Here is a 10246-nt window from a genome sequence, read left to right on the forward strand (position 1 = left end):
GCCCTGGGGAGCGCCAGGTCGGCGGTGAGGTCGGGGTCGTCGAAGATGCCCGCGGACAGGGTGGCCATGACGCGGTTGACCATGCGCAGCAGCACGCCGGCGTCGGCCGGGCGCAGCTCGGGGTCACGAGCGGTCGCGCGGGCGACTAGGGCGTCGACGTAGCGCGGGATGCCGGGGGCGGCCTTGGAGGGCGGCGGGACGTCCTCGTGGACGTGCTTGTAGGCGACCTCGACGGGCGAGGGGCCGCTGTGCGGCTTGCGGCCGGTGAGCAGCTCGTAGAGCACGACGCCGGCGGCGTAGACATCGGTGCGCGGCCCGGACCTGGACTCGGTGACCAGCTCGGGCGCGAGATAGGAGACGGTGCCGACCAGGTTGCCGGTGGTGGCGTCGTTGGAGTTGTTGTTCATCACCCGGGCCAGGCCGAAGTCGGCGACCTTGACCCGCTGCGAGATCGAGGCGGCACCGGTGGTGATGAGCACGTTCTCGGGCTTGATGTCGCGGTGCACGATCCCGATCGCGTGGGCCGCGGTCATCGCGCTCAGGATCGGCTCGATGTAGGCCAGCGCCTTCGCCGCGCCCAGCGGTGCCTGCGAGGCGATGGTGTCGCGCAGGGTGTGGCCCTCGATGTACTCCATCGCGAGGAAGGCGATGCCCTCGTCCTCGTCCTGGTCGTAGACGGCGACCACGTTGGGGTGGGAGAGCTTCGCGGCCGACCTGCCCTCGCGTACGAACCGCTCGGCGAAGTTGCCCTCCTCGTCGAGGTCCTGGTGCATGACCTTGACTGCGACGATGCGGTCCAGCCGCATGTCGTGGGCGACGTAGACCGTCGCCATCCCGCCCTTGGCGACCTTCTCGACGATCCGGTAGCGCATCGCCAAGACCTTGCCCAGAAGGGGGTCGGATGCGGTAGCCGAGCTTCCGCCGTGGCGCCCGATGACGTCGTCACGGGGGTCCGCCTCACTAGCCACGCGATCCTCCTGTCTCCGGTTGGAGAAGTATTCCGGACCGGGCAATGGTACGGACCAGCGGGTCCCCCTCACGACTTTCCGGACCGGCTACCCGGGCCGGTAATGTGATTGTTATGAGTGAGATGCGGCTGGCGGAGCAGGATCTGGGTGTCCTGGTTGAAGAGTGGATCGACTGGGCCACGGCCGCGTCGCAGCTCGGAGTGACCGTGGGGAAGGTGCGCACCATGATCCGCGAGCACGAGCTCGCCGCGGCGGTGCCTCCGGGGGTGAAGGGCCAGCACATCCCGGCCCTGTTCATCCAGGACGGTCTGCCGGTCAAGGGTCTGGGCGGGCTGCTGCACGTGCTCCACGACGGACGCTACGACGACCGCGAGATCATCGCCTGGCTCTTCCTCGACGACGACCTTCCCGGCCGCCCGATCGACGCGCTTCGGGAGAACCGCGGGTCGGAGGTCAAGCGCCGGGCCCAGGCCATGGCACTCTGAGGGCTGCCCGTTCCGTACGTCTCGGAGGAACCTCGTGAGGTCGAAGTCTGCCCTGGTCGGTCTGCTGCTCGCCGTCCTGATGGCGCTGGTCGCCGGATGCGGAGGCGCAGCCGGCTCGGGTGAGGGCGGGAAGGCCGGCACCGACCCCGAGAGCGGGCTCGCCTGGATCGCGGAGTCCGACCTGCCGCCGGAGGGCGTGGAGACGCTCGAGCTGATCGACGCCGGGGGCCCGTTCCCCTACCCGGGCAAGGACGGCAGCACCTTCGGCAACCGCGAGGGGATCCTGCCGGAGGAGGCGTCGGGCTACTACGCCGAATACACGGTGCCGACGCCTGGCTCCGATGACCGGGGCGCGCGGCGTATCGTCACAGGCGAGGGTGGGGAGTTCTACTTCACCGAGGACCACTACGAGTCGTTCTCACGGATCGACCGGGGGTGATGGGCAGATGAGTGGACTGGCAGGGCTCCTGGCCGGGAAGGTCGATCCCGGCGTGTATCGCTGGCACACCGAGCTGGCGGCGGCCGATCTCACCGAGTCGGTGACCGGCGCGGGCTGGGCGCTGGCGCAGATCGCCGACGTGGCCGAGACCAAGGACGAGGTGCTCGGAGCCATCGGCGCCGCGCTGGGGTTCCCGGCCCACTTCGGCCGCAACCTCGACGCGCTCTGGGACTCGTTGCGCGACCTCGCCGCGCCCACGGTGCTGCTGTGGGAGACCTGGGGGTGCGCTGCGTACGCGGATCGTGCCGGCTTCGACAAGATCGTCCGGGTGCTCCAGGACCGGTCGGCCGAGATCTCCGAGGACCGGCCGGCGTTCACCGTGCTGCTGCGCGGGGACGGTCCGGACACCGAGTTGACCGACCTGGGCTGATCACCCGACGTTGACCGTCCGGGTGGGGTAGCCCGAGGCTCCGTCGGGAGCGGGCGGCGCCTCGTCGGCGGTCTGCGGAGTGCCGGTGCGGTCGTACGCCCTCGCCTGGATCCGGTGCTCGCCCTCGGTCGCGTCCCAGCGGTAGGTCCACTGGCGCCAGGTGTCGATGCTGTCCTCGGCGGCGAGCGTGGCGGGCTGCCAGGGGCCGTCGTCGATGCGTACCTCGACCTTGCTCACGCCGCGGTGCTGCGCCCAGGCGACGCCGGCGACGGTCACCTCGCCGGGCATGGTGTCCTCGCCCGGGAGGTCGATGCGGGACTCGGTCTTGATCGGGCCCTCGGCGGACCAGCCGCGGTCGGTCCAGTAGGCGCGGAAGTCGTCGAAGCGGGTGACCTCGAGGTCGGTGAGCCACTTGGTCGCCGAGACGTAGCCGTAGAGGCCGGGGACGACCATGCGTACCGGGAAGCCGTGGTCCGGGGTCAGCGGCTTGCCGTCCTGGGCGATCGCGAGCAGGGCGTCGCGGCCGTCGGTGAGCGCCTCGAGGGGGGTGCCGATGGTGATGCCGTCGGCGCCGGTGGACTTCACCGCGTCGGCATCGGGGGAGAGGCCGGCGCGCTTGAGGACGTCGCGGATGCGTACGCCGGTCCAGGTCGCGTTGCCGATCAGGTCGCCGCCGACCTCGTTGGAGACGCAGCAGATCGTCACGCGGCGCTCGTAGAGCGGCATCGCGAGCAGGTCCTCGTAGGTGAGCTCGACCGGAGTGTCGACCAGGCCGTGGATCTTGAGACGGTAGTCGGTGACGTCGACGCGTGGGGTGAGCAGGGCGATGTCGATGCGGTAGAAGTCGTCGACGGGGGTCAGGTGGGGCGTCAGCCCGTCGATCCGGAGCTCCGCGCCCGCCGGGAGGGGCGCGGCGGGGGAGACGGCCGCCGGGATGGCCACGTTCGTCGCCGGGAGCCGGCGTCCGGTGATTACCTTGGCGCCGACGCCGCCGGCCGCACCCACCGCGGTCACGGCTGCCGCGGCGACCAGGAACCTGCGACGGTCGAAGCCGTCGGGTGCCTCTGCCTCGGTGGGCGGGCCGTCGGTGTCGCGCAGCGGCCGGATGAGGAGGATCAGTGCGGTGATGCCGACCGCGAGGCCGATCACCAGCGCGACGATCCCAGTCGTCCCGTTGTCGGCCCGGTCGGCCAGGAGGGCGGCGATGTCGATGGCCCCGAGGAGCAGCAGCATGCCCACGCCAAGGGCGGGGCGGCGTACGGCCAGGGCGCCGGCGACCCCGAGCAGGACCAGCGTGACCAGCCCGACGCAGGCGAGCAGGATCGGCTTGTCGGCGGTGCCGAAGGTGGCGACCGCCGCCTCCTTGAGCCAGCGCGGGGTGAGGTCGATGACCCGGTCGCCGAGCGCGAGCAGGGGCGAGGCGCCGCCGGCGAGGGCGGCGATGAGCTCGGCGACGCCGAGGCCGAGTACACCGGCGGCGATGCCCGCGAGGGGGCCGTACGGAAGACGTCCGGGGTGATTGCGGGATGTCATGCTGTGGGTTCGTGGCCGATCGTTGGTCGGATGGGACCAATCCTCCCACTCTTCGGCTGCGAACCTGTGACGAGATCTGTCATCCGTCGGAAAAGGGGTGCGCATGCGGAGAGCGCTGCGGGTCGTGGGCGAGGAGTCGTCACCGGACCCCGATGACGACCTGGACCCGGCGGCGGCGCTCGCCGCGGTCGCCGGTGGCGACCTCGATGCCTTCGGCCGGCTCTACGACGACCTGGCTCCACTCGTCTTCGGCGTCGCCCGGCGGGTCGTGCGCGACCCCTCGCGCGCGGAGGAGGTGACCCAGGAGGTGTTCACCGAGATGTGGCGCCAGGCGGCCCGCTTCGACCCCTCGCGTGGCTCCGTCCGGACCTGGGTGCTGACGATCGCGCACCGTCGAGCGGTCGACACCGTGCGCTCCACACAGGCCTCGCGGGCTCGGGAGGAGCACGTCGCCCGGCGGGAGCCGGTGGACGTCGCCGGCCCGGAGGAAGCCGTCGTCACGGCGTCGGAGCACGAAGGCGTACGCCGCTGCCTGGACTCCCTCACGCCCCTGCAGTCCCAGGCGGTGCGGCTGGCCTACTACCAGGGCTTCACCTATCCCGAGGTCGCCGAACTGCTCGGCCGGCCGCTGCCGACGGTCAAGTCGCGGATGCGCGACGGGCTGATCCGGCTCAGGGACTGTCTGGCCGAAGCGGAGCCCGAGGCAAAGGGTGGGGAGGCTGGTCATGGCGCCTGACGTGCACGGCCTGGTCGGGGCCTACCTCCTGCACGCGCTGGAGCCCGGTGAGCGAGCAGAGGTCGAGGCACACCTGGCTGCCTGTCCCGACTGCAGGGAGGAGGTCGACTCGCTGCGGTCGGCGACCGCCTCGCTCGCCGGGCAGGTCGCCGAGACCCCTCCGGCATCGCTGCGCGCCCGGGTGGTGCGTACGGCCTCGGAGACGCCGCAGCTCCCGCCCGTCGTCGCCGGGGACCGCTCACGTCGTCGTCGGTTCGCGGGCCTGGTCGCCGCGGTCGCGGCCCTGGTCATCGGTGTCGGCGTGACGGTCGGTGTGGTCGTAGGAGGCGATGACCCGCCCGCGATGACCGCCGCCGAGGTGATGTCGGCCCCCGACGCGCGGATGCACAAGGAGGAGACCTCCGACGGCGAGCTGATGGTCGCGATGTCCCACGAGATGCACATGGTCGCCGTCGACACCGCCGACCTCTCGCGTCCTGACGGGATGACCTACCAGGTCTGGTGGCACACCGACGCCGGCATGGAGTCCGCCGGCGTCCTCGACGAGGAGATGTCCGTCGCCGTCCCGGTCGAGGACGGCGACCTGATGGTCACCATGGAACCCGAGGGTGGCTCTGACAAACCCTCGGAGAAGGTCCTCTTCCAGATGCCCGCCGAGCGTCTTTGACACGCCGAGGCGTCAGCTAGGACGGCCGAGGCGTCAGGTAGGTCGGACGAGACGGCATCACGTGACGTCTCGGGCCGACAGGAGTGACGCTTCGGCCGACCGGGGTGACGCTTCGGCTCAGACGGCGCGTTGGGTGGCGGCGGTGGCGAGGGCGCGGAGGACCTCAGCGGCGTTCGCGTCGAGGACGCCTGAAGCCTTGGCGTCGTCGAGGGCGGTGAGACCCTGGCCGGCGAGCTCGGTGATGGTCTTCTCGACCTGCTGCTCGGCACCGGAGGCGGCGATGAGCGCACGTAGCGCCGCGACCTGGTCCGCGTTGAGCTCTTGGCCGAGGGCCTGGTCCAACAGGTCGGCGTCGTCGGGGGTCGACCCGGCCAGGGCGAGGGCCACCAGGACGGTGCGCTTGCCCTCGACGAGGTCGTCGCCGGCGGGCTTGCCGGTGACCGAGGGGTCGCCGAAGACGCCGAGCAGGTCGTCGCGGAGCTGGAAGGCCTCGCCGACGGGGAGGCCGTAGGCCGACAGCGCCTCGATCTGCTCCCGGGAGGCTCCGGCCAGAGCGGCGCCGACGTGGAGGGGGCGCTCGACGGAGTACTTCGCCGCCTTGTAGCGCACCACCTTCATCGCCGCCTCCACGTCCGCCGCGCCGCGCGCCTGGACGGTGATGTCGAGGAACTGCCCGGCGATCACCTCGCTGCGGGTGTGGTCGAACACCGAGAGGGCGGCGGAGGTCTCGGAGCTCCCGAACCCAGCGGTACGCAGCAGCTCGTCGGACCAGGTCAGCAGCAGGTCTCCGAGCAGCACGGCCGCGGCGTCCCCGTAGGCACGGGACCGGCCGGGCCAGCCCGCGGCGGCGTGGTCGGCCTCGAACGCGCGGTGCGCGGACGGCGCTCCGCGCCGGGTGTCGGAGTCGTCGATCACGTCGTCGTGAACGAGCGCCGAGGCCTGGAGCAGCTCGAGCGCGGCGGCCGCCCGTACGAGCGACTCCTCCTCACCCTGCGAGGGTGAGGGGTGGACTGCGTGGAAGCCCCAGTAGCAGAACGCCGCCCGCAGCCGCTTGCCGCCGGACATCGACTCGCGAGCCCGCCGCAGCAGCGGCTCGACCTCGTCGCCGAGCGGAACCAGCCGCTCGGACTGGGTCTCGAGAAAGGTGTCCAGCGCCCCCTGGACGCGACGGCGGAATTCATCGGCGTCCCACGTTTCATTCACTCTCCGAGCCTAGGGCACTCACTACGATGGCCCGATGGTGACTGGACGTGGACGCTCCCTCGCGGAGCTGATCAACCAAGGCGAGCGCTCGTTCTCCTTCGAGTTCTTCCCGCCGAAGGACGAGGCCGGCGAGGAGCAGCTGTGGAACGCGGTGCGCGCACTCGAGCCCTACCGCCCGACCTTCGTGAGCGTCACCTACGGTGCCGGCGGCTCGACTCGTGACAAGACGGTCGCCATCACCGGCCGGATCGCCGCGGAGACCGAGCTGCTGCCCGTCGCACACCTGACCTGCGTCGGTCACACCCGTGACGAGGTCGCCGGGATCCTGGACTCCTACGCAGCGAAGGGAGTCGCGCACGTGATGGCGCTGCGCGGCGACCCCGCCGAGGGGCCTCGCGCCGAGTGGACCCCGACCCAGGGCGGCCTCGACTACGCGATCGACGTGGTGAAGCTGGCCCGCGAGCGCGGCGACTTCCGCATCGGCGTCGCCGCCTTCCCGGAGGGTCACCCGGGCGCGGCGTCGCTCGAGGCCGACGCCGACGTGCTGGTCGCCAAGGCGAGGGCCGGCGCCGAGTTCGCGGTCACCCAGATGTTCTTCCGCGCGGCGGACTACTTCGGCCTCGTCGACCGCGTCCGCGCCCGCGGCGTCGACATCCCGATCCTGCCGGGGATCATGCCGATCCTGAACCTCGCCGCCATCCGCCGCCAGAGCGAGCTGATCGGCGCCGAGGTCCCCGAGGAGATCGTCGAGCGCCTCGGTGCCGCTGGCCCCGAGCCGGCCGACATCCGTGCCGAAGGCATCGCCGTGGCCGCCGAGCTGTGCCAGGAGCTCCTCGACGGCGGCGCGCCCGGGCTGCACTTCTACACGCTCAACCGCTCCAAGGCGACGCTGGAGATCTTCGCCAAGCTCAACGTGACGGTCTAACGAGCGGGCCCGATCGACTGCGCGACCAGCGCTGAGGAGAGGCCGGCGTACGGCAGCCCGGAGCCGGGGGTGGCGTGAGCCCCGGCGGCGTAGACGTTGGGGAGAGGGGTGCGCGGCCCGAGGCGCTGGAACACCGTCCCGCGGCCCGCCCACTTCACGCCCAGCGGTGACCCGCGCCAGCGGCGTACGAGCTCGGCGGCGCCCAGGTCGACACGGTGCACGACGTGCTCGCGCAGATCGATCTTGTGGCGCGCCAGCGCCAGCAGGACGTCCTCCATCAACTTGCCGTAGGAGTGGATCGTCCAGGCGTGCTGTCCCTCGGGGGCGAGCCCGCGGGTGCGCACGACCAGGGTGGGCTCGCCGTGGAGCACCAGCTCGTCGGGAAGATCGACCAGATGCTCGGGCAGCGAGGAGAGCCCGAGGTGGAACGTCATCGGCGGGATCGCCGGCAGCGTGCGGTCCACCAGCGGCCGCAGGGCCGGCAGCGAGCGCGGGTCGAAGGCGACCACGACCGCGCCGTCGGCACCGAGATCGATCTCGCCGGAGGTGGTGGTGACCGCGACCGCCCGCCCGTCGCGTACGACGATGTCCTCCACGCGGGTCGCGGTCTGCACCGAGACCCGGCGGGTGGCCATCCGGGCGGCGAGCGCCTCCGCGACGACACCCATCCCGCCCTCGACCCGCCAGGCGCCGAAGCGCTGCTCGAGATAGGCGGTGAGCCCCGCCCAGGCAGGTACGTCACGCAGCTCCTGCCCCGCCGCGACGAACGGGTGCGCCGCGACCAGCCGGAGCCGCTCGTCCTTGAACGTCTTGCGCAGCCGCTTGTGGAGGGTCTCGCGCGACCGGAACCGCTCCGCGACGGCCGACGGCAGCGCCGAGGGCTCCCACGGGACCTCGAAGTAATGCTGGCGCAACACCTCCCAGTCCTCGCTGAACCTGGCGACGTAGTCGGTCCACTGCCGGCCCATGCCCGGGCCCAGCTCGTCGAAGGCGGCCAGCTGGGCGCCACGGGTGGCGCCGGGCACCGAGACCGAGGTCTTGTCGGAGAACCGGTGCTCGCGGATGACGTCCATTGGCACCAGCTCGAGCTCACGCTCCGCGGGCCGCCCGGACTTGCGGAACAGGTCGCGCATCACCGCGGGCAGCAGCGTCGAGGTCGCCGAGGCGTCCCAGGTGAACCCCTCCTCACGCACCGGCACCAGAGCGCCGCCGAGCTGACCGGAGGCCTCGAGCAGGGTGACCGAGTGGCCGAGCTTGGCCAGCCTGGCGGCGCTGGCCATCCCGGCGTACCCGCCCCCGAGGACGACGACGCTCGTCACCTCGTTCACCGGACGGGGTAGGGCCTGGTAGTGCCGTCCGATGGCCCCTCCGGCGGCGGGGCGCCCCGTCGTCCGCGCCGGGTCAGCTTGCGCCAGCCCCCGCGAACGGCGCGGAGGAGGAGATACATCAGCACCAGACCGGCCGCCAGCAGGACCGCGGCGATGCCGGCGGCGGCCAACGGGTGCTCGGTCGCGAACCACACGACGCCGAGGACGAGCCCGTCCTCGGCCAGGCTGACCACCGAGTTGGAGACCGGCTCGGGGGAGGAGTTGACCGCCAGCCGCTCGCTCGCCTTGACCAGGTGGGACATCAGCGCCGACGTGCCGCCCACGACGCCGCCGACGGCGGCGCTGAGCGAGTCGGCCTCACCGGCGAGCAGAACGCCGATCACCGCGCCGATCGTGGGCCGGATCACCGTGGAGATCGAGTCCCAGGTGGAGTCGACGTAGGGCACCTTGTCGGCGACGAACTCGATCGCGAACATCGCCCCAGCTGCCGCCAGCACCGGCCAGGTGCCGAGCACGTCGGGGATCTCCTCGGCCCCCGTCGTGCGCTGCACGACTCCGAGCACCAGCACGACCAGATAGGCGTTGATGCCACTGGCCCACCCGCTGGAGAAGGTCAGCGCTAGAGATTCCATGGGGACATCTTGGCGTACGACACCGACATCCGAGCCTGCGACCGCGGCGACTGAGCTTGCGAAGCCGCGAAGCGGGTCGAGACCGCGTCGCGTCGGCCCGAGACCAAGCGCACGCGATCCGTATTTACCTCCCTTGTGCCCCGTGCGGCAGAATGGGCTGATCAACGCAGAGTTCCCCCACCTCGCAAGGAGACCGGATGACCATGACGACACCCGACGAGAACGAAGGTGTGGTCGTGAACGAGGACCTGGAGACCACCGTCGAGGTGGCAGCCCTCGCTGCTGAGCCCGTGCCGCGGGAGATGACGTGGGCGGTTCGGCTGATCGTCGGTCTGATCGCGTTCAGCGCCGTGGTGGTCGTGGTGATGGTGCTGCGTTCCGACGACCTGGTGCGTGCGTGGGCGGAGGGCAACGCCTCGGCCAAGCGCATCCTAGAGACCGAGGGGCTCGAGGCCCTCATCAACCCGCCGAACGACAACCGGGTCAGCGCGCCGGCGTTCATCGCCCCCGCGATCACCCTGTTCGGCGTGATGGCCATCATGCTCGGCGTGCTCACGGTCTTCCTCCGCAACGGCTTCGAGTGGGCCCGCATCGTGATCACGTTCCTGGTCTTCATCTCCGCGGTGGCCAGCGTGGGCGGCATCCTGACCGGCCCGCCGGTGATCATCAGCGTGCTCACCACGATCGCGATCGTCATCGCCGCGGGGCTGCTGGTGGTCATGTGGCTGCCGGCCAACACCCGCTACATCCACCCGCCGCACCTCATTCGCGGCGCCGTAGCCGAGGACTGAGCGACCCCGGCAGCGCTCGACACGCCCCGCCACCGAAACGTCTTGTGACTGTCGGTGGCGGGGTGTAGTTTGATCTCGTGTTCGAACAAATGTTCGAACAACCAGGCTC

The 10246-nt window shown here is 71.3% G+C and carries 12 protein-coding genes; 7 read left to right on the forward strand and 5 right to left on the reverse strand.

Annotation, left to right across the window (positions count from 1 at the left end; translation table 11 throughout):
- On the reverse strand, positions 1 to 968 hold a 968-nt coding region (locus tag ACFU7D_RS26205; protein ID WP_378872923.1), incomplete at its 3' end, for a protein kinase.
- A 113-nt stretch (positions 969 to 1081) separates the two neighbouring features.
- Here ACFU7D_RS26205 and ACFU7D_RS26210 point away from each other — a divergent pair.
- The 3 genes from ACFU7D_RS26210 to ACFU7D_RS26220 are packed head-to-tail and all read left to right on the forward strand — an operon-like array spanning position 1082 to position 2322.
- Positions 1082 to 1453, forward strand: coding sequence for an Rv2175c family DNA-binding protein (locus ACFU7D_RS26210; protein ID WP_378872924.1), 372 nt, complete (start codon positions 1082 to 1084; stop codon positions 1451 to 1453).
- A gap of 34 nt (positions 1454 to 1487) precedes the next feature.
- A complete protein-coding gene (locus tag ACFU7D_RS26215; RefSeq protein WP_378731343.1) occupies positions 1488 to 1892 on the forward strand; it encodes a ribonuclease domain-containing protein in 405 nt (134 codons plus the stop codon).
- Between the two features lie 7 nt (positions 1893 to 1899).
- Entirely contained in the window at positions 1900 to 2322 is a 423-nt protein-coding gene (locus ACFU7D_RS26220; RefSeq protein WP_378872926.1) for a barstar family protein, read from the forward strand.
- Here the strand turns inward: ACFU7D_RS26220 and ACFU7D_RS26225 are convergent, their stop codons facing one another.
- The gene (locus ACFU7D_RS26225) at positions 2323 to 3855 is read right to left on the reverse strand and encodes a molybdopterin-dependent oxidoreductase (protein ID WP_378872928.1); all 1533 of its coding nucleotides are present in this window, start codon (positions 3853 to 3855) and stop codon (positions 2323 to 2325) included.
- A 103-nt stretch (positions 3856 to 3958) separates the two neighbouring features.
- Here ACFU7D_RS26225 and sigK point away from each other — a divergent pair, with 103 nt between their 5' ends.
- Together sigK and ACFU7D_RS26235 are read left to right on the forward strand one after the other, a co-directional pair.
- The gene (gene sigK, locus ACFU7D_RS26230) at positions 3959 to 4591 is read left to right on the forward strand and encodes an ECF RNA polymerase sigma factor SigK (protein ID WP_378872930.1); all 633 of its coding nucleotides are present in this window, start codon (positions 3959 to 3961) and stop codon (positions 4589 to 4591) included.
- A complete protein-coding gene (locus tag ACFU7D_RS26235) occupies positions 4581 to 5258 on the forward strand; it encodes an anti-sigma factor domain-containing protein (RefSeq protein WP_378872932.1) in 678 nt (225 codons plus the stop codon). The genes sigK and ACFU7D_RS26235 overlap by 11 nt, the downstream gene beginning before the upstream one ends.
- A 117-nt stretch (positions 5259 to 5375) precedes the next feature.
- On the opposite strand, the gene ACFU7D_RS26240 is transcribed toward ACFU7D_RS26235, so the two are convergent.
- Entirely contained in the window at positions 5376 to 6461 is a 1086-nt protein-coding gene (locus tag ACFU7D_RS26240; protein WP_378872934.1) for a polyprenyl synthetase family protein, read from the reverse strand.
- Between the two features lie 34 nt (positions 6462 to 6495).
- Between ACFU7D_RS26240 and metF the strand changes: the two genes are divergently transcribed.
- Positions 6496 to 7386 (forward strand): methylenetetrahydrofolate reductase [NAD(P)H], encoded by an 891-nt coding sequence (gene metF, locus ACFU7D_RS26245; RefSeq protein ID WP_378872936.1) that lies wholly within the window; start codon positions 6496 to 6498, stop codon positions 7384 to 7386.
- Here the strand turns inward: metF and ACFU7D_RS26250 are convergent.
- Entirely contained in the window at positions 7383 to 8705 is a 1323-nt protein-coding gene (locus ACFU7D_RS26250) for a phytoene desaturase family protein (RefSeq protein WP_378872938.1), read from the reverse strand. The genes metF and ACFU7D_RS26250 overlap by 4 nt on opposite strands.
- A 5-nt stretch (positions 8706 to 8710) precedes the next feature.
- On the reverse strand, positions 8711 to 9346 hold the full coding sequence (locus ACFU7D_RS26255; protein ID WP_378872940.1) for a DUF4126 domain-containing protein: 636 nt from the start codon (positions 9344 to 9346) through the stop codon (positions 8711 to 8713).
- A gap of 197 nt (positions 9347 to 9543) precedes the next feature.
- Here ACFU7D_RS26255 and ACFU7D_RS26260 point away from each other — a divergent pair, with 197 nt between their 5' ends.
- Positions 9544 to 10137, forward strand: coding sequence for a hypothetical protein (locus tag ACFU7D_RS26260; RefSeq protein WP_378731362.1), 594 nt, complete (start codon positions 9544 to 9546; stop codon positions 10135 to 10137).
- Positions 10138 to 10246 lie beyond the last annotated feature (109 nt).

The sequence above is a fragment of the Nocardioides sp. NPDC057577 genome, assembly GCF_042801335.1.
Lineage (GTDB): Bacteria > Actinomycetota > Actinomycetes > Propionibacteriales > Nocardioidaceae > Nocardioides.